This window comes from Micromonospora sp. S-DT3-3-22, assembly GCF_015354745.1.
In the GTDB taxonomy this organism is placed as follows: domain Bacteria; phylum Actinomycetota; class Actinomycetes; order Mycobacteriales; family Micromonosporaceae; genus Micromonospora; species Micromonospora wenchangensis.
This window is the reverse complement of sequence record NZ_JACGMO010000015.1, coordinates 26,353-46,730: the sequence shown is the minus strand read 5'-3', so window position 1 is coordinate 46,730 and position 20,378 is coordinate 26,353. Positions and strand designations below refer to the sequence as shown.

Here is a 20,378-nt window from a genome sequence, read left to right as displayed (position 1 = left end):
GCCGGTCGTGCCACGCTCGATGCCATGGGTGACGGTCCGGTGTCCAACGGTGTACGGGTGCTGCCCCCCAACGACCCCCGCCAGTACGACGACCTGGCCGGCGAGTGGTGGCGGCCCGACGGCGCGTTCGCGATGCTGCACTGGCTGGCCCGGGCCCGCGCCGCCCTGGTGCCACCGGCGTCCCGGCCCGACGCGGTCCTGGTCGACCTCGGCTGCGGCGCCGGGCTGATGGCCCCCCACCTGGCCGGCAAGGGTTACCGGCACGTGGGGGTGGACCTCACCCGGTCGGCGCTGGAGCAGGCGGCGGCGCACGGCGTCACCGCGCTGGCCGGTGACGCCACGGCGGTGCCGCTCGCCGACGGGTGCGCCGACGTGGTGGCGGCCGGCGAGGTGCTGGAGCACGTGCCCGACTGGCGGGCGGCGGTCGCCGAGGCGTGCCGGCTGCTGCGCCCCGGCGGGCTGCTCGTGCTGGACACCCTCAACGACACGGTGCTCGCCCGGCTGATCGCGGTGGAGTTGGGCGAACGGCTGCCCACCGTGCCCCGGGGCATCCACGACCCACGGTTGTTCGTGGACGACCGGGCCCTGGTCGTCGAGTGCGCCCGGCACGGCGTCGCCCTGCGGGTACGGGGTGTCCGGCCGGCGCTGCGGGCGACGCTGGGCTGGCTGGTGCGCCGTACCCGTGGGGGTGCCGCCCGCGACGCGCCCGACGGCGGGCCCGCGATCCGTCCGACCTGGTCGACGGCGGTGCTCTACCAGGGCCGGGGGGTCCGGCACGGGTAGCCGCCCCGGTTCGGGGTACCAGGAACACCCAGGAAGGGGACCTATGACTGTGGACGCACCGGCGGTGGCCCGCCGGTTGGCACCGAGGTTCGCCGCACGGGCCGCCGGGCACGACCGGGACGGCACGTTCCCGGTCGACGACTTCGCCGACCTGCGGGAGTCCGGGCTCTTCGGGCTGATGGTCCCGGCCGCGCTGGGCGGCGCGGAAGCCTCCTTCGCCCGGTACGCGGCGGTCGCCACCGAACTGGCCCGGGGCAACGGCGCGACCGCGCTGGTGTTCAACATGCACGCCTCGGTCACCGGCGCGCTCGGCGCGGTCACCGAGGAGTTGGCCGAGGCGCTGGGCGTACCGGACGAGGCGCTGGCCGCCCGGGACCGGCTGCTGCGCGCGGCGGCCGAGGGCGCCTGGTACGCGGTGGCGATGAGCGAACGCGGCGCCGGGGCCCGGTTGTCCCGGCTCAGCACGGTCTACGAACCGGTCGACGGCGGCTGGCGGATCAAGGGGAGCAAGACCTTCTGCTCCGGGGCCGGGCACGCCGACGGCTACCTGGTGGCCGCCCGCAGCGCCGCCGACCCCTCGCTGGTCTCCCAGTTCCTGGTGCCCGCCGGTGCGGGGGTGACCGTGGAGCCGACCTGGGACGCCCTGGGCATGCGGGCCACCTCGTCGCACGACCTGCACCTGGACGTGACGGTGCCGGCGGACCGGCTGCTCGGTGGCGTGGAGGGGCTGGCCCTGGTGGTCGCCCAGCTGATGCCGCACTGGCTGGTGGCCAGCTACGCCGCCGTCTACGTGGGGGTCGCCCGGGCGGCGGTGGACGCCGCCGCCGAGCACCTCACCGCGCGGGACCTCGGCGGCCTGCCGGCGGTGCGGGCCCGGCTCGGCCGGGCGGACGCGGCGGTGGCGGCGGCGGAGCTGGTGGTGGCCGAGGCGGCCCGCCGGGTCGACGACGCCCCCGGCGACGCCGGGACGAACCGGTGGGTGTGGCGGGCCAAGCTGCTCGCCGGCACCACGGCGGCGGAGGTGGCGGCGTCCATGCTGGAGGCGGCCGGGACGTCGGCGACCCGCCGGGGGCATCCGCTGGAACGGCTCTACCGGGACGCCCGCTGCGGCTCGCTGCATCCGGCGACCTCGGACGTGTGCGCCGACTGGCTCGGGGTGGCGGTGCTCGGGGGTGACCCGGACCGCGACGGAACGGCCCCTCGTTGGTGAGGGTGACGGGGGTCGGGGCGACCGCCGGACGGGCAGTGCGGACGAGAGGTGGGACAGATGGCCGTGCCGTTGATCGCGGGTCTGGGGGCGGCACACCCGCCCGGCGCCGCCCAGGACGAACTCTGGACGGGCTACTTCGCGAAGCACTTCTCGGGGGCCACCCGGGCGCTCGCCGAGCGGATCTTCGCCAACTCGGGGGTGTCCCACCGGCAGGCGGCGGTCAACCCGCTGCTGGAGGACGTCTCCGACTGGCCGACCGACCGGCGGATGCGGCGCTACCAGGTGGAGGCGCTGCCGCTGGGCAAGGAGGCGATCGGCCGGGCGTTGACCGCCGCCGGCCTGGACGCCGGTGACCTCGGGCTGTTCGTGGTCTGCTCCTGCACCGGTTACGCCACCCCCGGGCTGGACATCCTCCTCGCCCGCGACCTGGGCATGGCCCCGGACTGCCAGCGGATGTTCGTCGGGCACATGGGCTGTTACGCGGCCCTGCCGGGGTTGGGCGCGGCGGGTGACTTCGTGACCGCGCGAGACCGGCCGGCGCTGCTGCTCTGCGCCGAGCTGACCAGCCTGCACATCCAGCCGTCCTCGGCCCGGATGGACACCCAGCAGATCATCTCGCACGCCCTCTTCTCCGATGCCGCGGTCGCCACCGTGCTGGTCCCCGGGACCGGCACCACCGGCCGGGGGTACGCGCTGCGTGAGGTCGCCTCGGTGACCGACACCTCCACCGCCGACCACATGACCTGGGACGTCACCGACACCGGTTTCCGGATGGGCCTGTCGCCGAAGGTGCCGCAGGTGCTCTCGGCGCACGTCCGGGGGCTGGTGGACGACCTGCTGGCCCGGCACGGCACGACGGTCGCCGAGGTGGACGGCTGGGCGGTGCACCCGGGCGGGCCGCGCATCCTCAACGTGGTGGAGCGGGAACTGGCCCTGCCCGCCGACGCGCTGGCGGCCTCCCGGGCGGTGCTGGACGCGCACGGCAACTGTTCGTCGCCCACGGTGCTGCTGATCCTGGAGCGGCTGCTGCGGGCGGTGGCACCGCCCCGCCGGATCGTGCTGCTCGCCTTCGGCCCGGGACTGACCCTCTACGCCGCGCTCCTCGAACGCCGCTCCTGAGCCGCCCGCCGGTCCACCCGCCACCGCACCCCGGCCCGAAACCGGGTCCGGCCCGGAATCCGGCCGGCCCGGACCCGTCGCCGGCCGGTCGGGAGCGCTCGGAGTGAGGTAGACGACCTGGTCAGGGTGGGTGGGGTCGGCGCTGCGCCGAGCGCAGCCGTCGGCTGCTGGTTACCCTCGCCGGGTGGGGATCGAGAGGGGCGGCGGTGATCGGCTGCGCGGTGCGGTGCTGGCCGGCGCGGCCCTGCTCGCCCTGGTCGGGGGCGGCTGGTGGTGGTCGGCCACCGCCCCGGCGGTCGACCCGGTCGGCTCGGCGGCGACGGTGTCACCGCAGCCGTCGGTCGGCACGGAGGCGACCCGGCGGGTGGTGGTGATCGACGCCCGTACCGGGCGGCTGCTGAGCGCGACCGAGCTGCCCGGGACCTCCGGTGACCCGGACGTGGGGCTGCCGACGTTCACCGACACCACCTGGCGGGAGCGGATGACGCTGGTGTCCGGCCGGCCGCCGGTGCGCCGGGAGTCGGCCCCGGACGGCGCACGCCACCTGTTCCAGTACCGCTGCTCGGGCGACGGGACGCTGCTGATCTCGGTGCTGCACGACGATCCGCCGCAGCACCGGCGGACGGCCTGCGACGGCGAACTGGTCGCCTGGGAGTTGCGCGGCCCGGACGGTGGCACCCGGTTGGAGTTCTCGGTGGTGGGGCCGGGCTCGGTCGAGCTGGAGGCGCAGGTCGTCGCGGTGCCCTGAGCGACCCGGTCGGTCAGCCGGGTCCGCGACCCGGACCGGTCGGACGGGCCGGCGGCAGCGACACCCCGGCCGGGGTCAGCCGGCGAGCCGGATCAGGTCGCCCCGGTAGTCGGCGGCGGCACCCAGCTCGGGCAGCACCCGGACGACCGTGCCGGCCCGGTCCACCAGCAGTGCCGGGGCGGCACCGGCCTGGGCGGGCAGGTGCACCGCGGCGCGTAGTTCACCGGCGGGGTCGGCGAGGGCGCGGACCGGTCCGCCGACCGGTGGCGCGGGGGTGACCTCCCGTCCGGCGGCGACGCTGACCACCTGCACCCCGTCGGGGGCGGCGCTGGCGGCGGCGGCCACCTGCTCGGCGCAGGCGCAGCCGTCGACCAGGATGATCATCGCGGGCAGCAGGCCGCGCAGCGGGACCGGCCGCTGGTCGACGTCGACCAGGTCCAGCGCGGGCAGCGACCGCCCGACCAGCGGCACCGGCGTGCCCGTCTGCGGCAGGACGGTGGGTCGTTCGGTGCCCCGGGACGACCGGGGCCAGGTGACGGTCACCAACCCGACGGTGGTGGCGAGCACCGCCACCAGGAGCATCAGCAGGGGCAGGCCGAGCGGTGGCCGCCCGTCGGGGCGGGCGGTCAACCCCCACCGGCGTCGCCACCGGCCGGACCGGGCCTGCCGGCGCAGCTCACGGCGGAGCTGGGCGGCCTCGTCGGCGAGTGCGGACGCGTCGTCCGGCACCACCACCCGCCCCCACTCCGGTGGCAGGTCGGGCAGTCCGTCGGTCGGACCGTGTCCCTCGGCGTCGGGCATGCCCATCGGACCCCCCGGTAAGCGGTGCGGCGAGCGGTGTGTGGTACCCCTCCAGCGTCCCGCACGGACCCTCCTGCCGCTAGACCTGGGCGGCCGGGACGCCGCCGGGCTACCATGGGAGAAGCGCACAGCTGGAGAAATCCGCGCTCCGATCACCCGTACCGGGTTGTCATCCGCTGCTCACGGAGCGTGTTTGAACCACTGGTTTGGCCGCCTGTCAAGCCGAAGCAACGCCTCTCACAGGGCCCCTGAGCTGCGCCAACGGTCAGGACGGCAGCGGGACATTGGTGCCTGAGCGTGTTACCCTAGACACAGCGAAAGGGGTTTCGAACCTATGGTTTTCAGCGTCGGCGAGACCGTTGTTTACCCCCACCACGGGGCCGCACTCATCGAGGCAATCGAGACTCGGGTCATCAAGGGCGAACCCAAGCAGTACCTCGTCCTGAGGGTCGCGCAGGGTGACCTGACGGTCCGGGTGCCGGCCGAGAACGCCGAGATCGTGGGTGTGCGTGAGGTGGTCGGCGAAGAGGGCCTGGGAAAGGTCTTCGACGTGCTCCGTGCACCGCACACCGAAGAGCCGACCAACTGGTCGCGGCGTTACAAGGCGAATCTGGAGAAGCTGGCCTCCGGCAACCCGCTGAAGGTCGCCGAGGTCGTCCGCGACCTGTGGCGTCGGGAGCGGGAGCGGGGCCTGTCCGCGGGTGAGAAGCGCATGCTCGCCAAGGCCCGCGACATTCTCGTCGGCGAGGTCGCGCTGGCTGAGAAGAGCACCAAGGACGAGGCGGAGACGCTGCTCGACAAGGTCCTCACCGAGGCCTGATCCCACCGCATCGTCGTACCCACCCCGCAGCGAAGAATTCCCGAGGACCGCGACGTGACCGCGCAGCTCAATCCGCGCGGTGACGTCGCGGTCCTCGTTCCTGCGGCCGGTGCCGGCGTACGTCTCGGACCGGGCGGTCCCAAGGCGCTCCGGCTCCTCGGCGGCGAGCCCCTGCTGGTGCACGTGGTACGCCGGATCGCCGCCGCCCCGTCGGTGCACACCGTCGTCGTCGCCGCCCCGGCCGCCGGGGTCGACGCCGTCCGGCAGCTGCTGACCCCGGTCGCCCCGGTCCTGGTGGTGGCGGGCGGTGCCGAACGCCAGGCGTCGGTGGCGAACGCGCTGGCGGCGGTGCCACCCGGCCCCGGCATCGTGCTGGTGCACGACGCCGCCCGGGCGCTCACCCCGCCCGCACTCGTCGAGGCGGTGGCGGCGGCCGTCCGGGCCGGCCACGACGCGGTGGTCCCGGTGCTCCCCGTCAGCGACACGATCAAGCGGGTGGACGCTGCCGGCGTCGTCCTCGCCACCGTCGACCGGTCCGCCCTGCGGGCCGTGCAGACCCCGCAGGGTTTCCGCCGGGAGGTGCTCGCCGCCGCGCACGCCGCCGCCGGTGACCCGCTCACCGACGACGCCGGCCTGGTCGAGCAGCAGGGGGTGCCGGTGTTCTGCGTCCCCGGCTCGGAGTACGCGCTGAAGGTCACCCGCCCGTTCGACCTGACCCTGGCCGAGCACCTGCTGGCCGCCGGGCACTGACGCGTACCCTCGATCCATGATCGTTCCCAGGGTCGCCGTCGGCACCGACATCCACGCCTTCGCGGCCGGCCGGCCGTGCTGGCTGGCTGGCCTGCACTGGCCGGGCGAGGACGGCCTGGCCGGACACTCCGACGCCGACGTGGTCGCCCACGCCGCCTGCAACGCGCTGCTCTCCGCCGCCGGGCTCGGTGATCTCGGGGCGAACTTCGGGGTGGACCAGCCGGAGTGGGCCGCCGCCTCCGGGGTCACGCTGCTCACCGAGTCCGCCCGCCGGGTCCGCGCGGCCGGGTACGCGATCGGCAACGTCTCGGTGCAGGTCGTCGGCAACCGGCCCCGGATCGGGCCGCGTCGCGACGAGGCGCAGCAGGTGCTCTCCGCAGCGGTCGGCGCACCGGTCACCGTCACCGCCGCCACCAGCGACGGCCTCGGTTTCACCGGGCGGGGCGAGGGCCTCGCCGGCATCGCGGTGGCCCTGGTCTACGACGCGTCGGCCGGGTAGGGCCGCGATGACCGACGACGAGTCGCCCCTGGACGGCTACCGGCAGCGGGCCCAGCTGCTGGCCGAGTTGGGCCGCCACGACGAGGCCACCGAGGAACTGGGCTTCGCGCTGGCCCTGGCCCCCACCGACCCGGCCGCGCTGACGCTGCTGGCCCGGCTGCACCTCGCCGCCGGCCGCCCCGGCGAGGCGCTCGCCGCCGCCGACGCGGCGATCACCCCACCCCGCCCCGGCGCCCCGCCGCTCCCCGCCCCGCCGCACCCGGCTGTGCCCCCGGAGCCGCCCACTCCCCCGGGATCGACTGTGCCCCCGGGATCGACTGTGCCTCCAGGGTCGCCGGTGCCGCCGGGAGCGGCGGTCGGCGGGGCGACCCCGGGCGCGGCGGGGTCGCCCTCGACGTCCCCGGACGTCGCCGGACCTCCGGCACCCCCGGGGGCGTCGGCGGCACCCGGATCACCGGCTGTGCCGTACCCGGCCGACCCGTCGGGTGCGCCGGCACCGGCCGGCCCTCCGGGACCATGGGCAGCGCCGGAACAGGCGGGCCCGCCGACGCCGCCCGGCCCGCCCGGATCGCCGCCGGAGTGGCCCGCACCGCCGGTCGACCCCGGCCGGCCGGGGACGCCCGCCTTCTCCGGCCCGGCCGGCGTGCCCGGCCCCTCCGGCCCCTCCGGCCCCTCCGGCCCCTCCGGCCCCTCCGGCCCCTCCGGCCCCTCCGGCCCCTCCGGCCCGGCCGGGGGAGCCGGTGCAGCTGGCACGGCCGGGGCGAGGGTGCCGACCGCCGCGCTGGTCGTCCGGGCGATCGCCCTCGCCGACCTGGGGGAGTACGCCGAGTCGGCGCGTACCGCCGATCGGATCCTGGCGGCCGGGCCGGGTGACGCGTACGCACAGCGGAGCGCCGCGGCGATCCTGGCCGAGGCGCGCAACGGCCAGCCGGCGCTGAACGCGGCCTGGCGCGGGGTGGAGTTGGCCCCCGAGGAGCCGCAGGCGCACCTGGTGCTGGCCCTGGTCGCCGGCCGGCTGGAGCTGTTCGACCTGGCCGAGCGGGCCTACCGGGAGGCGCTGCGGCTCGACCCGGAGCTGGCCGAGGCGCGGCACGACCCGGGGGTGCTGCGGCTGGAGCGGCGGCGCTGGGTGCTGGCGCTGGAACAGGTGGCCGCGTTGGCGCCGGTGCAGCCGGCCCGGGCCGAGAAACTGCCGCTCTGGGCCGGACTGCGCCGGCTCGTCCTGATCGGCAGCGGCTGGTCGCTGGTCGCCAGCCTGCTGCTCGCGTTCCTGGCGGCGGGTGGGGCGGGGGCGGGCCGGGTGGTGGCGGTGCTGGCGGCGGCCGGTGGCGCGCTGCTGGCCTGGCGGCTGTCCCGGCAGGTGCCCGAGCTGGGCCGGGTGGTCCTGCCGGCGCTGCGCCGGGAGGACCGGGCGTTGGCGTTCGCCGTGTACGCCGTCCCGGCCGGCCCGGCCCTGCTGCTGCTGTTCGCCCTGGTGGGCAGCCCGTGGCCGCTGGTGCTCGCGATCGCCGTCGCGGTGCCGTCGACCCTGATCGCCGCCACCCGCGCGGGCGTCTCCTAGCCTCCGGGCCGGTGGCCGGGTGTGTCAGGGGTGGCGGGACCAGGTCCAGGCGTAGCCCGGGTCCTCGCACTCGACGGCGGCGTCGCAGAGGTCGAGGGGGCGGAAGGTGTCGACCATGACGGCCAGCTCGTCGAAGAAGTCGACGCCGATCGAGCGTTCCGCCGCGCCGGGCTGCGGGCCGTGGGTGAAGCCGGACGGGTGCAGCGAGATCGAGCCCTGCCCGATGCCGGAGCCGCGCCGGGCCTCGTAGTTGCCGCCGGTGTAGAAGAGCATCTCGTCGGAGTCGACGTTGTGGTGGTGGTACGGCACCGGGATGGCGTCCGGGTGGTAGTCGACCTTGCGGGGCACGAACGAGCAGATCACGAAGTTGGGGCCCTGGAAGGTCTGGTGCACCGGTGGCGGCTGGTGCAGGCGGCCGGTGATCGGCTCGAAGTCGTGGATGGAGAACGCCCACGGGTACTGGTGCCCGTCCCAGCCGACCACGTCGAACGGGTGGTGGGCGTAGACGTGCCGGGTCCAGGCGGTGCCGGTGGCCCGGGACCGGTGGCGGACCAGCACCTCGACGTCGGTGCCGTCGACGAGCAGGGGCGCGTCCGGCCCCCGGACGTCCCGCTCGCAGTAGGGGGAGTGCTCCAGGAACTGGCCGCGTACGGACAGGTAGCGCTTGGGTGGGCCGATGTGCCCGGTGGCCTCGATGGTCAGCAGCCGGACCGGGGTGTCACCGGTGGGGACCAGCCGGTGGACCGTCGAGGTGGGGATCACCGCGTAGTCGCCGGCGACCAGGTCGAGCGCGCCGAAGGTGGACTCCAGCCGCAGCGTGCCCGCCTCGACGTAGAGGCACTCGTCGCCGGTGGCGTTGCGGTAAAGCGGGGACGGCCGGTCGGCCAGCACGTACCCGATCCGGACGTCGTCGTTGGCGAGCAGCTGACGCCGGCCGAGCACCGGGTCGGCCCCCGCGCCGTCGAGCTTGTGGGTCTGCAGGTGGCGCGGCTTGAGCGGGTGGTTCGGCAGCCGGGTGTACCCGGGCGGGGTGAACTCCTCGGCGGCGACGATCGCGGTCGGCGGGTGCCGGTGGTAGAGCAGGGACGAGTCGGCGGAGAACCCCTCCTGGCCCATCAGCTCCTCGGTGTAGAGGCTGCCGTCGGGCTGGCGGAACTGGGTGTGCCGCTTGCGGGGCACCTCGCCGACGCTGCGGTAGTACGGCATGTCGCCTCCCGTATTGTCCCGATATCCGGCCGGTGGCGTCCGATAACCGGACGTCGCTGTCCGTTCCTTGACAGCGTCCCGTAGATTCTTGTCTCGTGTCAACGCAGGTCCCCCGCCTCCTCGCCGGACTCGTCGACGACGCCGCCGTCTTCCCGCCCGGCAGCGCGTCGCTGCCCGACGCGATCGCGGCACACCGCGAACACCGCACCTCCTGGTACGCCGACCTGGTCGGCCCGCTGCTGGTGCCCGCCTCCGCCGTCGGCGAGCTGGACGGCCTGCCCGACGGCACGGTGACCGGGCTGATCGGCGACACCGGCGTCGCCGGGCTGCCCGCCGCGCTGGCCCGGCTCGCCACCGCCGGCATCACCGTCCGGCAGGTCGAGGTCGCCGTCGCCCGACGCGGCGAGGACCCCCAACCCGGCCTGGCCGCGCTGCGCGGCGTGCTCACCCGGCACCGTGACCTCGACTGGTACGCCGAACTGCCGCTGACCTTCGGGCTGACCGCCGCGCTGGACACCCTCGCCGAGGCCCGCGCGGCCGGCGAACCGGTCGCCGCGAAGTTCCGCACCGGCGGGCTGGCCGCCGAACTCTTCCCCACCCCCGTCGAACTGGCCGCGGTGATCTGCGCCTGCCGGGACAGGGCGCTGCCGTTCAAGCTGACCGCCGGGCTGCACCACGCGCTGCGCCAGATCGACCCGGAGACCGGCTTCACCCACCACGGCTTCGGCAACGTGCTGGCCGCCACCCTCGCCGCCGCAGGCGGTGCCGAGGTGGACGCCGTCGCCGCGCTGCTCGCCGACACCGATCCGCTGCGGGTGGTCGAGCCGGCCCGGGCGGCCCGGGACGACGACCGTCCGCTGTGGATCGGGTTCGGCTCGTGCAGCGTGCGGGAACCACTTACCGATCTGATCCGGCTGGGGCTGGTGAACGGGGGATTCGACCGATGAGCTGGGTGACGGGCGCGGACGGCTCGCCGTACGGGGTGACCAACCTGCCGTACGGGGTGTTCCGGCACGACGGGCGGCCACCCCGGATCGGCGTACGCGTCGCCGACCTGGTGTTCGACCTGGCGGCGGCGGAGGAGGCCGGGCTGGTGCTCGCCGCCGGGGCGTTGCGCCGGCCGACCCTCAACGACTTCATGGCGCTGGGCCGCCCGCAGTGGGCCTCGGTCCGGCAGCGCATCGTCGAGCTGCTCACCGACCCGGCGCACCGGGGGACCGTCGAGCCGCTGCTGCTGCCGCTGGCCGCGGTCGAGCTGCTGCTGCCGTTCGAGGTGGCCGACTACGTCGACTTCTACTCCTCCGAACACCACGCCGGCAACGTCGGGCAGATCTTCCGCCCCGGCCAGCCGCCGCTGCTGCCGAACTGGAAGCACCTGCCGATCGGCTACCACGGCCGGGCCGGCACGGTGGTGGTCTCCGGCACCCCGGTCGTCCGCCCGAGCGGGCAGCGCGCCACCGGCCAGGGCCCGACCGTCGGCCCGTCGGTACGCCTCGACATCGAGGCCGAGGTGGGCTTCGTGGTCGGCGTGCCGAGCGCGCTCGGCGACCGGGTGCCCACCGCCGACTTCGCCGACCACGTCTTCGGGGTGGTGCTGGTCAACGACTGGTCGGCCCGGGACATCCAGGCATGGGAGTACCAGCCGCTGGGGCCGTTCCTCGGCAAGTCCTTCGCCACCTCCGTCTCCGCCTGGGTGACCCCGCTGGACGCCCTGGCCGACGCGTTCGTGCCGGCCCCGCAGCAGGACCCGCCGGTGCAGGACTACCTGCGCCAGACCCCGCACCTGGGCCTCGACCTGCGGCTTGTGGTCGAGTGGAACGGTGAGCGGGTCACCGAGCCGCCGTTCGCCGGCATGTACTGGACCCCCGCCCAACAGTTGGCCCACCTCACCGTCAACGGCGCGTCCCTGCGTACCGGCGACCTGTACGCCTCGGGCACGGTCTCCGGCCCCGAACGCGGCCAGGTGGGCTCGTTCCTGGAACTGACCTGGGGCGGGGCCGAACCCGTCACCGTCGGCGGGGACACCCGCACGTTCCTCGCCGACGGCGACACCGTCACCCTGCGGGCCACCGCGCCCGGCCCGGACGGCTCCACCGTCGCCCTCGGCGAGGTCACCGGGCGCATCCTGCCCGCCCGCTGAGCCCGACGTCGGACGGTCGCACCCGCTGTCCGACCGCGCGACGCTCCTGCCGCGTTTCTCCCACCGGATTCCGCCGTACGCCCCGCGCCGCCGTCTCCCGTCGGCGGCGCGGGGCGCGTCGGCGTGGCACGTCCCAGTGGAGAGGGAGGTACGAGCATGAACGATCTCGTCGGCGCGGTGTGGCGCACCAGTAGCCGCTCGAACGACCAGGGGCTCTGTGTGGAGGTGGCGGACAACCTCGTCCGTACCCGGGCCGTGGTCGGGGTACGCGACTCCAAGGACCCGTCGGGCCCGGCCCTGGTCATCGGCCCACCGGGTTGGACGGCGTTCGTCGGCGCCGTCCGGCAGGGGGCCTTCCGCCCCTGACCCCCCCGTCACCGGCGTCCCACCCCGGGACGCCGGTGACGGAAATTTCACCGTACGGCCCCCCGTTGGTCGCTCACCCGCCGTACGGTGGACGACACGGGAGGTGCCATGTCGACGGTTGCGGTCACCGATGTCATCGAGGCGTCGGCCGTCGACGTGTGGGAACTCCTGACCGACCTGCCCGTCCGGGTCGACTGGCTCTGCACGGTCAGCGCCGCCGAGCTGCTCACCCCCGGGCCGTTCGGTCCGGGCACCGCGTGGCGGGAGACCCGTACCCGCCCGGACGGCGGCGACCAGGCGGAAGAGTTCCTCGTGCTGGCCGCCGAGCCACCGCACCGGCTGGTGCTCGCCTCCCCGGGCATCGGGGTGGACTACCGGATCACCTGGACCCTGCGCGCCGTGCACCGGCGTCGTCGCGCCTGCACCGCCGTCACGGTCGAACACCGGGCCCTGCCGACCGCCCCGTACGGGCGGGTGATGGCGCTGCTCTTCGGCGGCCTGGCCGCCCGGACGGTCGAGGGTGCGATCCGGCACGACCTGACCGCGCTGGCCGCCACCGTGCGCAGCACCGGCCGGGCCACCGCCGCCTGATCCGCGTCCGGGCACCGGCGACCCGCGGCCCAACTTCCTTCGCGCGACGCGACACGACCTGACCGGTCCCGAGGGGGGACGCCTGGGTAGGGTGCCGGGCGGAGGTGGGCATGGGATTCCCGAAGGGACGGCGACGACTCGTGGTCGCGGTCACCACGCTGCTCACCCTCGCGGCGGTCGCCGGCATCGGCTACCGGGTGCTCGCCCCCGCCGAGGTCGTCACGCCCGCCCGCGCCGCACCGCCGCCCGTCGGCACCCCGGCGATCGGGGTGGTGGGTCGGCTGCCGGTCGCGCCGCTGGTGGTGGCGGGGCGGCTGCGGGTCTACGCCGCCGAGCGTCAGCTCTACGCCGACCAGCCCGCCGACGGCCGCAACCGGGTCACCCCGTTCTGGTCGTACCGGCGCTGGCCGGCCACCCTCGACGGGGTGCTGGCGGCCGGTACGACGGTGCTCAGCCGCTGGTCGGACGGGAAGCTGGTCGCCCTGGACGCGCTCACCGGCACGGTCGCCTGGCGGGCCGACGGGCCGACGCCGTACGCCGTGGCCGCGGCCCGACGCACCGGGGCGGCCACCGTCTGGGACCCGCGCGGCATCTCCGTCGCCCCCGCCCCCGGGAGCCGGACGGTGCTGGTCGTCTCCGGCCGGGACGGTCTGCGCGGCTACGACCTCGCCGACGGGCGGGAGCTGTGGCGGGTCGACGGCGGTGGGGACTGCCGTACCGACCTGGGCACCACCGCCGCCGGGCAGGTCTTCTCCGTCGACTCCTGCGCCGGCCCGACGACGGTCGAGTTCCGCGCCGTCGCCACCGGCTCGGTGGACACCCGCTGGCGGCCCCCGGACGCACCCGAGCGGTTCACCGTCACCCCGGTCGGCTGCCTCACCCCCCGCTCGCAGTGCCGGGGGCTGCGTACCGACGGCGGTTCCGGTGGCCGGGGCTGGCAGGTCGGCCCGGGTGCGCCGATGGCCGCCCCCGCCCTGGACGCCGCCGACACCACCCTGGTCGGCGAGCTGGCCGTCGGCGACGACGGCGGGGTGCTCAAGGGCCGGGAGGCGCGCAGCGGCAAGGACCGCTGGCAGCGCGGTGACCTGGGGCCGGTGACGGTCCTCGCCACCGAGGCCGGCCGGCTCTACGTGCTGACCGAACGCCGGGAACTGGTCACCCTCGACCCGGTCACCGGCGCGCAGCGGTCCCGTTTCCCGATGACCCCCGGCCGGGACGGCATCGGCTGGAAACCCGGCCGGGCGTACGCGGCCGGCGGCTATGTCGCGGTGGAGCGGCTGCGGGAGCGCGCCGACCCGGACGACGACGACCAGGCGTACTTCCTGATGGCCGAGCCGGTGGTGCTCGCCGCGACCTGACCGGGCGTCCGGCCGCCCCGGCCGGTGGGCCGGGGTGGGGGCCGGGCGGTGGTTCAGGACAGGGCGGCCTCCGCCACGGCCAGGAAGGCGTCGTTCTCGGCCGGGGTGCCGATGGTGACCCGCACGCCGTCGCCGGGGAACGGGCGGACGATCACGCCGCGCGCCTCGCAGGCCCGGCCGAACTCCACGGACCGCTCGCCCAGCGGCAGCCAGACGAAGTTGGCCTGGCTGGACGGCACGTCGGGGACGAACTTGCGCAGCGCCGAGGTGACCCGCTCCCGTTCCGCCACGACCAGCGCGCAGCGGCGTTCGACCTCGTCGGCCTGGGCGAGCGCGGCCAGCGCCCCCGCCTGCGCCGCCATGCTGGTGGAGAACGGGGTGACCACCTTGCGCACCGCGGCGGCGACCTCCGGGGCGCCGACCAGCCAGCCGATCCGCAGCCCGGCCAGGCCCCACGCCTTGGACAGGGTGCGCAGCACCACCACGTTGGGCCGGTCGAGGTAGGTCAGGCCGTCGGGCACCTGCGGGTCGGTGACGAACTCCCGGTACGCCTCGTCGATGACGACCAGCACGTCGTCGCCGACGGCGTCGAGGAAGCGGTCCAGTTCCGGCTTGTGCACGGCCGTGCCGGTGGGGTTGTTGGGGTTGCAGACCAGCACCATCCGGGTCCGGTCGGTCACCGCCGCGGCCATCGCCGCCAGGTCGTGCCCGTGCCCGGCGTCGTTGGGCACCCGCACGCTGCTCGCGCCGCTGGTCGCCGCGATGATCGGGTACGCCTCGAACGAGCGCCACGAGTAGAGCAGCTCGTCGCCGGGCAGGCAGGTGGCCCGGACCAGGTGCTCGGCCAGCGCCACCGACCCGCAGCCGGTGGCGATCCGGTCCGGGTCCACGCCGTACCGCTCGGCGAGCGCGGCGCGCAGCGCCACCACGCCCATGTCCGGGTAGCGGTGCGAACCGGCGACCGCCTCGGTGACCGCCTCGACCACCCCGGGCAGCGGCCCGTACGGCACCTCGTTGCTGGCCAGCTTGATCGCCTCGGCCAGGCCCAGTTCGCGGGCCAGGTCGGCCGGGCTGCGTCCGGGGACGTAGTTCGGCAGGGCGTCCAGGTCGGCGCGGGTCAGTCGCAGCGGGGGCTGGTGCCGTCCGGTGTCGGTCATGGGGTGTCTCCCGGGGGCTCGGGGTCGGTGCGGTCGGTGGCGGTGCCGGGGTCGTCGGTGGGGGTGTCGGGGCGGTCGGTGCGTGGCACCTGCACCACGACCGTCTGGGCCCGCTTGTCGTGCAGCGCCTGCCGCAGCGGGTGGTCGAACAGCGCGGAGACCGCGTCGACGAACTGGAGCAGCAGGCCGAAGCCGCAGCAGAACCAGAGCAGGGTGGGCATGCCCATGGTGCTCCACCGCCGGGTGGCCCGGCCGAAGCCGAGCGGCTGGTCGGCGTCGACGGGCACCGCCCGGATGCGCAGCAGCCGCTTGCCGAGGGTCTGCCCGCCGGAGGCCATCGTCGGCACCTCGTAGGCGAACCAGAGCGCGGTCGCGATGACCAGGATGGCGATCTGGAGGCCGCTGGCCTGCTCACCGATGGTCGGCAGACCCTCCTGGGAGGAGTCGCCGGCCATCGCCCGACGGACCGCCTCGCGCAGGTAGGGTGCGGTCTCCTCGAAGTACCGCCAGACGAACCAGCCGTTGACCACCGCGTTGAGCGCGAAGACGACCCCGAAGTCGATCAGCCGGGCGAGCAGCCGGGCACCGTAGCCGGCCAGCGGCACGCCGTGCGGCCGGGGTTCCGGCGGACGCCCCGGCCAGGTCGGGTAGGGCCACCCGGGCGGCGGCCCGCCGGGCTGGCCCACCCCCGGCTGACCGGCCCAGGGCTGCCCTGCCGCCCCGGGCTGTCCTGCGCCCGGCTGGCCTGCCCCGGGTTGCCCGGCCCACGGCTGGCCGGCCCAGGGTGGGCCGGACGCGTCCGGCGTACCGGGAGTGGCCGGCGGGTGCGGGGCGGACGCCGTGGTGGCCCCGGCGGGGGAGGTCGGGGCGGGCGGCTCGGCGGCGGGCTCCGGCTCGGGCGGGGGCGGGCCGTCGGGTGGGGTGGCGTCGACGGGGATCGGGGCACCGATCCAGCCCTCGCCGTCCCACCACCGTCGGGTGGTCGGCTCGGCCGGGTCGACGTACCAACCTGGTTGTACGCTCACGGTCTCGCCCTGCGCTGTCCGGTGCGGTCGCTCTGCTGGCTCACCCGGCAACCTTAACGACGATGGTGCCGGCGAACTTGTCGTGGAGGCACTGCTGCCACGGCTTGTCCCAGAGCTGCCACAGCCCGTCGAGGTAGCTGAAGAGGGGAATCACCGCCCCGCCGATCTGGTAGGCGGCCCACCGCTTGGCCGCCGCCGTGCGGGTCAGCGTGGTGGCCGGGTCGAGCGGCACCACCTGGATCTTCATCGCCCGCTTGCCGATGGTCTGCCCGGTCTTGAACATCATCTCGACCTGGTAGACGTAGCTGAGGGCGAACGCCACCACGAAGATCACGCCCTGCAACACCAGCATCGGAATCAGGAAGTTGGTGAACGGGTCGGAGGTGGGCCGGCCGTTCGCGCCGGTGGTCAGGTCCGGCAGGACCATCTGGAAGAAGACGATGAAGGCCGGCACGATGAAGACCATGCTGGCCGCGGTGAGCACCGCCCCGTCGATGAGCAGGGCGAGCAGCCGGTCACCGAAGCTGGCCAACGGCAGCCCACGCGGCGACATCCCGGGCGGCGGCATGCCGGGGGCCGGCGGCGGGTACCCGGGCAGCCCGGCGTACGGGCCGGGCTGCCGGTACCCGCCGGGCGGGGCGGCGTAGGGGCCGGGTTGCGGCGGCACGGCGTACCCCTGCGGGTGTGGGCCGGCGGGCGGGGCGAAGCCGCCGGCGGCGGGCCTGGGCCCACCCGCCGGCGGTGTCGGGTAGCTCGGAGGTTGCGTCACGCGAGACAGTGTTACAAATTGCCGCGCGCTTCCTGCTCACGCTCGATGGCTTCGAACAGCGCCTTGAAGTTGCCCTTGCCGAAACCGAGCGAGCCGTGCCGCTCGATCAGCTCGAAGAAGACCGTCGGCCGGTCCTGCACGGGCTTGGTGAAGATCTGGAGCAGGTAGCCGTCCTCGTCCCGGTCGACCAGGATCTTGCGGGACTTCAGCTCCTCGATCGGCACCCGCACGTTGCCGATCCGGGCCCGCAGCTCCGGGTCGTCGTAGTACGAGTCGGGCGTGTCGAGGAACTCGACGCCGGCCGCCCGCATCGCGTCGACGCTGGCCAGGATGTCGTTGGTGGCGACCGCGATGTGCTGCGCGCCAGGGCCCTGGTAGAACTCCAGGTACTCGTCGATCTGCGACTTCTTGCGGGCCACCGCCGGCTCGTTGAGCGGGAACTTCACCTTCCGGGTGCCGCTGGCGACGACCTTGCTCATCAGTGCCGAGTAGTCGGTGGCGATGTCGTCGCCGATGAACTCCGCCATGTTGGAGAAGCCCATCACCCGCTTGTAGAACTCCACCCACTCGTCCATCCGGCCCAGCTCCACGTTGCCGACCACGTGGTCGACGGCCTGGAAGAAGCGCTTCGGCTGGAGGCCGGCGGCGATCATCGGCTGCCGGTCGACGATCGGGCCCCGGGCCACGAAGCCGGGCAGGAACGGGCCGCTGTAGCGGGACCGGTCGACCAGGCTGTGCCGGGTGTCGCCGTACGCGGCGATGGTGGCCAGCCGGACGGTGCCGTACGCGTCGGTCACGTCGTGCGGCTCGACCAGGCCGGTCGCGCCCTGGGCCACGGCGTGCGCGTACGCGGCGTCGACGTCCGGCACCTCCAGCGCGATGTCACTGACCCCGTCGGAGTGCTTCGCGACGTGGTCGGTGCCGGCCGCGTCGGGGCGGACCGCGCCGGTCAGCACGAACCGGGCCGAACCGCTGGTCAGCACGTACTCGGCGTGGTCCCGGTAGCCCTGCTCGGGCCCCCGGTAGGCCACGCAGGTCATGCCGAACGCGGTGGAGTAGTAGTGCGCGGCCTGCTTGGCGTTGCCGACCAGGAAGTGCACGTGGTCGAGGCCCTTGACCGGGAACGGGTCACGGGTGATGTCGTGGTCGACTGCGCCGACGAGCGTGTCGACGTCGATGTCCTCGGTCGACTGGGGTCGGTCGATCGCCTGGGTCACGGTGGCCTCCCTCGGTTGCGGCCGGCGTCGTGGGCCGGTGGTCCGTCAGCTCTTGCAGGCAGCATCGCGGGGGCCGGTCGACTGGGCAACACTCACGTTTTCCCCTGGTCAGGTTGCGCAATCGGTAGGGTGTCCAGCCATGAACGCTGGACAGGGTGTACAGCTCGACGAGCTGGACGGCAGGCTGGTCCAACTCCTCGCCGACGAACCCCGGATCGGGGTGCTGGAATGCTCCCGCCGGCTCGGGGTGGCCCGGGGCACCGTGCAGGCCCGGCTGGACAAGCTGGTCGACCGGGGGGTGATCGGCGGGTTCGGGCCGGAGATCCGCCCGGCGGCGATCGGGTTCGCGGTGACCAGCTTCGTCACCCTGGAGATCAGCCAGCGGCACGGCCACGACACGGTCACCGCCCACCTGGCGGCGATCCCCGAGGTGCTGGAGGCGCACACCATCACCGGGGCGAGTGACCTGCTCTGCCGGATCGTGGCCCGTTCCAACACCGACCTGCAACGGGTGATCGACCAGATCGTCTCGTCGGAGGCGATCCGCCGGGCCTCGACGATCATCGCGCTCGCCGAGCAGATCCCGTACCGCACGCTGCCGTTGCTGCGGTCCGCCGCCGGGTCGTGATCAATCCAATTGGGCTGATATAGCGGCATCCGAAGGCTCTGTTGGCGCTATACCGGCGATGTCGCGGCACGTCCGATCTGCCCGACGGATGCGCCGCCCGCCAGGGAGAAAGCGGGGCGACACTCCGGCGCGGGGGCTGGGCGGGGAGGTGATCGTCGCTACGGTGTCCGGTGTGAAGGGCCTTGGCGGGGTGCGGGGAGGGCTGCTGCTCGGGCTCGTCATCGTGATCGCGCTCGCCGTCACCGGAGTGTGGAACCCCTTCCCCGGGGTGTGGGACTGGGTCGACCGCAGCGAGCCGATCTCCGAACCGGACGTGCTGTGGCAGCAGCGGGTCGGCGGCACCCCGAAGAGCGTCACGATCGTCGGCGACACCGTCGTGGTCGAGCAGCGTACCCGCACGGAGGTGCGCAGCCTCGCCACCGGCGCGCCGCTGTGGGAACGCAAGGCGGACTGGTCGGCGGTGGCCGGCGGCGACCGCGACGCCGTCGTCGCCGTGGGCAAGCTCCTGGTCAAGGGGTACGAGGTGCTCGACCCCACCACCGGGGCGGTACGTCGACGCGACGGCGACGCGGTGGCCGTCTGGACGTACCGGAACATGCTGCTGGACGCCCGGTGCGTGGCCGCCACCGACTGCACGCTGAGCGCCTGGGACCCGCGCGGCACCAGCCCACTGTGGACGGCCTTCCTGCCCGGCGTCAGCAGCGGGCTGTTCGCCGACAACCCGGGACTGCTCGGCACCCGGCGGCTCACCGCGCAGCGGATCGACGAGGGGGTGGCCGGGCCGGAGGCGGTGCCGCCGCTGCTCGGCTTCCCCGTCGACGGCCGGGTGCACGTGGTGGACACCGCCACCGGCCGGGTGGTGCAGGACGTCGAACCGGGGCAGGACGAGCGGTTGTCGGTGGTCGGCGGCCGGATGCTCAAGATCCGCGCGGTGTCGGTCGACGGCAGCTGCCAGTACGCCGTCTCGGCCCGCGACCCGGCCACCGGGCAGGAGGTGTGGCGGCGCAGCGGGTTCAACCTGCGGACCGCCGACAGCGCCGGATGCGCGCAGCGGGAGGACCCGCAGGGGGCGCGCAGCGTGCTGATCGGCGTGGCCCCCGACGGGCGGGAGGCCGTCCTCGACGGCTACGACGGCCGGCTGCTCCTGGTGGACGCCGAGGGCGAGAAGCTGCTCGCCGTCGACGACAGGTACGCCCTGGTCCGCAGCGCCGACAGGGATTCGGTGATCGCCCGGGACCTGGGCACCGGCAAGGCCCGCTGGAACCGGCCGGCCGGTGCGAAGGCGGGCGCGGCGCTCACCCCGTACGCGGCGGTGCTGACCGGGGACAAGCCGAACCGGCTGGTCGCCGTCGACCCGCGTACCGGTCGGGAACTGGTGGTGTTGCGGACCAGCGCGAACGCGCTCGCCGTCGGGCCCAACGGGATGGTCGTCGGCGAGGGGCGGGAGATCGGGTACGTCCGGTTCGGCGCGGGTGCCGGTGCGCCCCCGCCCGCCGCGCCCCCGGCCGGGTCGGACGACGACGCCGGCCCCGGCCCGGGGCGGACCGGCGGCGCGCCGGAGCCCGAGAACAGCTGCGGGCCGAAACGGGAACTCTGCGCCAACGGCAACGGGTGAGAGCGGCGTCCCACG

General features: G+C 74.9%; 20 protein-coding genes and 2 pseudogenes. 16 read left to right on the top strand and 6 right to left on the bottom strand.

Going from position 1 to position 20,378, the window contains the following annotated elements:
* Nucleotides 1-24: 24 nt before the first annotated feature.
* The 4 genes from H1A17_RS06700 (at nucleotide 25) to H1A17_RS06685 (ending at nucleotide 3,860) form a co-directional block, all read left to right on the top strand.
* Nucleotides 25-783 (top strand): bifunctional 2-polyprenyl-6-hydroxyphenol methylase/3-demethylubiquinol 3-O-methyltransferase UbiG, encoded by a 759-nt coding sequence (locus H1A17_RS06700; protein ID WP_194821388.1) that lies wholly within the window; start codon nucleotides 25-27, stop codon nucleotides 781-783.
* Nucleotides 784-826: 43 nt separating this feature from the next.
* Nucleotides 827-1,993 carry an acyl-CoA dehydrogenase family protein gene (locus tag H1A17_RS06695; protein WP_194821387.1) on the top strand — a complete coding sequence of 389 codons (1,167 nt, stop codon included), beginning with the start codon at nucleotides 827-829 and terminating at the stop codon, nucleotides 1,991-1,993.
* Between the two features lie 57 nt (nucleotides 1,994-2,050).
* A complete protein-coding gene (locus tag H1A17_RS06690; protein ID WP_194821386.1) occupies nucleotides 2,051-3,112 on the top strand; it encodes a type III polyketide synthase in 1,062 nt (353 codons plus the stop codon).
* 184 nt (nucleotides 3,113-3,296) lie between these two features.
* On the top strand, nucleotides 3,297-3,860 hold the full coding sequence (locus tag H1A17_RS06685; RefSeq protein ID WP_145922070.1) for a hypothetical protein: 564 nt from the start codon (nucleotides 3,297-3,299) through the stop codon (nucleotides 3,858-3,860).
* Between the two features lie 75 nt (nucleotides 3,861-3,935).
* Here H1A17_RS06685 and H1A17_RS06680 read toward each other — a convergent pair whose 3' ends face one another.
* Nucleotides 3,936-4,667 (bottom strand): hypothetical protein, encoded by a 732-nt coding sequence (locus H1A17_RS06680; RefSeq protein WP_145922069.1) that lies wholly within the window; start codon nucleotides 4,665-4,667, stop codon nucleotides 3,936-3,938.
* Between the two features lie 328 nt (nucleotides 4,668-4,995).
* On the opposite strand from H1A17_RS06680, the gene H1A17_RS06675 reads away from it, so the two are divergent.
* The 5 genes and pseudogenes from H1A17_RS06675 to H1A17_RS35505 all read left to right on the top strand — a co-directional run.
* Nucleotides 4,996-5,481, top strand: a complete 486-nt coding sequence (locus tag H1A17_RS06675) for a CarD family transcriptional regulator (protein ID WP_007073334.1) — start codon at nucleotides 4,996-4,998, stop codon at nucleotides 5,479-5,481.
* Between the two features lie 54 nt (nucleotides 5,482-5,535).
* Nucleotides 5,536-6,231, top strand: coding sequence for a 2-C-methyl-D-erythritol 4-phosphate cytidylyltransferase (ispD, locus tag H1A17_RS06670; RefSeq protein ID WP_145922068.1), 696 nt, complete (start codon nucleotides 5,536-5,538; stop codon nucleotides 6,229-6,231).
* A 16-nt stretch (nucleotides 6,232-6,247) separates the two neighbouring features.
* Complete coding sequence (ispF, locus tag H1A17_RS06665) at nucleotides 6,248-6,730, top strand: 2-C-methyl-D-erythritol 2,4-cyclodiphosphate synthase (protein ID WP_088643252.1); 483 nt, start codon at nucleotides 6,248-6,250, stop codon at nucleotides 6,728-6,730.
* A gap of 7 nt (nucleotides 6,731-6,737) precedes the next feature.
* Nucleotides 6,738-6,926, top strand: a pseudogene (locus H1A17_RS34250) (tetratricopeptide repeat protein); the annotation flags it as partial.
* Nucleotides 6,927-7,454: 528 nt separating this feature from the next.
* A pseudogene (locus H1A17_RS35505) lies at nucleotides 7,455-8,291 on the top strand (hypothetical protein); the annotation flags it as partial.
* 24 nt (nucleotides 8,292-8,315) lie between these two features.
* On the opposite strand, the gene H1A17_RS06655 reads toward H1A17_RS35505, so the two are convergent.
* A complete protein-coding gene (locus H1A17_RS06655) occupies nucleotides 8,316-9,497 on the bottom strand; it encodes a homogentisate 1,2-dioxygenase (protein WP_194821385.1) in 1,182 nt (393 codons plus the stop codon).
* A 95-nt stretch (nucleotides 9,498-9,592) separates the two neighbouring features.
* Here H1A17_RS06655 and H1A17_RS06650 point away from each other — a divergent pair, with 95 nt between their 5' ends.
* The 5 genes from H1A17_RS06650 (at nucleotide 9,593) to H1A17_RS06630 (ending at nucleotide 13,952) form a co-directional block, all read left to right on the top strand.
* On the top strand, nucleotides 9,593-10,444 hold the full coding sequence (locus H1A17_RS06650; RefSeq protein WP_194821384.1) for a hypothetical protein: 852 nt from the start codon (nucleotides 9,593-9,595) through the stop codon (nucleotides 10,442-10,444).
* Nucleotides 10,441-11,637, top strand: coding sequence for a fumarylacetoacetase (gene fahA / locus H1A17_RS06645; protein ID WP_194821383.1), 1,197 nt, complete (start codon nucleotides 10,441-10,443; stop codon nucleotides 11,635-11,637). Before H1A17_RS06650 ends, fahA begins: the two co-directional genes overlap by 4 nt.
* A gap of 156 nt (nucleotides 11,638-11,793) precedes the next feature.
* The gene (locus H1A17_RS06640) at nucleotides 11,794-12,003 is read left to right on the top strand and encodes a DUF397 domain-containing protein (protein ID WP_145922064.1); all 210 of its coding nucleotides are present in this window, start codon (nucleotides 11,794-11,796) and stop codon (nucleotides 12,001-12,003) included.
* 108 nt (nucleotides 12,004-12,111) lie between these two features.
* Nucleotides 12,112-12,594 carry an SRPBCC family protein gene (locus H1A17_RS06635; protein ID WP_145922063.1) on the top strand — a complete coding sequence of 161 codons (483 nt, stop codon included), beginning with the start codon at nucleotides 12,112-12,114 and terminating at the stop codon, nucleotides 12,592-12,594.
* A gap of 110 nt (nucleotides 12,595-12,704) precedes the next feature.
* Nucleotides 12,705-13,952, top strand: coding sequence for a PQQ-binding-like beta-propeller repeat protein (locus tag H1A17_RS06630; RefSeq protein ID WP_194821382.1), 1,248 nt, complete (start codon nucleotides 12,705-12,707; stop codon nucleotides 13,950-13,952).
* A gap of 53 nt (nucleotides 13,953-14,005) precedes the next feature.
* Here the strand turns inward: H1A17_RS06630 and hisC are convergent, their stop codons facing one another.
* The 4 genes from hisC to hppD are packed head-to-tail and all read right to left on the bottom strand — an operon-like array spanning nucleotide 14,006 to nucleotide 18,120.
* Complete coding sequence (gene hisC / locus H1A17_RS06625; protein ID WP_145922061.1) at nucleotides 14,006-15,109, bottom strand: histidinol-phosphate transaminase; 1,104 nt, start codon at nucleotides 15,107-15,109, stop codon at nucleotides 14,006-14,008.
* Nucleotides 15,106-16,134: an RDD family protein gene (locus H1A17_RS06620; RefSeq protein ID WP_145922060.1), complete on the bottom strand. Its 1,029-nt coding sequence runs from the start codon at nucleotides 16,132-16,134 to the stop codon at nucleotides 15,106-15,108. Before H1A17_RS06620 ends, hisC begins: the two co-directional genes overlap by 4 nt.
* A gap of 40 nt (nucleotides 16,135-16,174) precedes the next feature.
* Nucleotides 16,175-16,903 carry an RDD family protein gene (locus H1A17_RS06615; RefSeq protein WP_145922059.1) on the bottom strand — a complete coding sequence of 243 codons (729 nt, stop codon included), beginning with the start codon at nucleotides 16,901-16,903 and terminating at the stop codon, nucleotides 16,175-16,177.
* Nucleotides 16,904-16,914: 11 nt separating this feature from the next.
* Nucleotides 16,915-18,120, bottom strand: coding sequence for a 4-hydroxyphenylpyruvate dioxygenase (gene hppD, locus H1A17_RS06610; protein WP_145922058.1), 1,206 nt, complete (start codon nucleotides 18,118-18,120; stop codon nucleotides 16,915-16,917).
* Between the two features lie 139 nt (nucleotides 18,121-18,259).
* On the opposite strand from hppD, the gene H1A17_RS06605 reads away from it, so the two are divergent.
* A complete protein-coding gene (locus H1A17_RS06605) occupies nucleotides 18,260-18,748 on the top strand; it encodes an Lrp/AsnC family transcriptional regulator (RefSeq protein ID WP_145922057.1) in 489 nt (162 codons plus the stop codon).
* Nucleotides 18,749-18,950: 202 nt separating this feature from the next.
* Nucleotides 18,951-20,363, top strand: a complete 1,413-nt coding sequence (locus H1A17_RS06600) for a PQQ-binding-like beta-propeller repeat protein (RefSeq protein ID WP_228543036.1) — start codon at nucleotides 18,951-18,953, stop codon at nucleotides 20,361-20,363.
* Nucleotides 20,364-20,378: the final 15 nt, after the last annotated feature.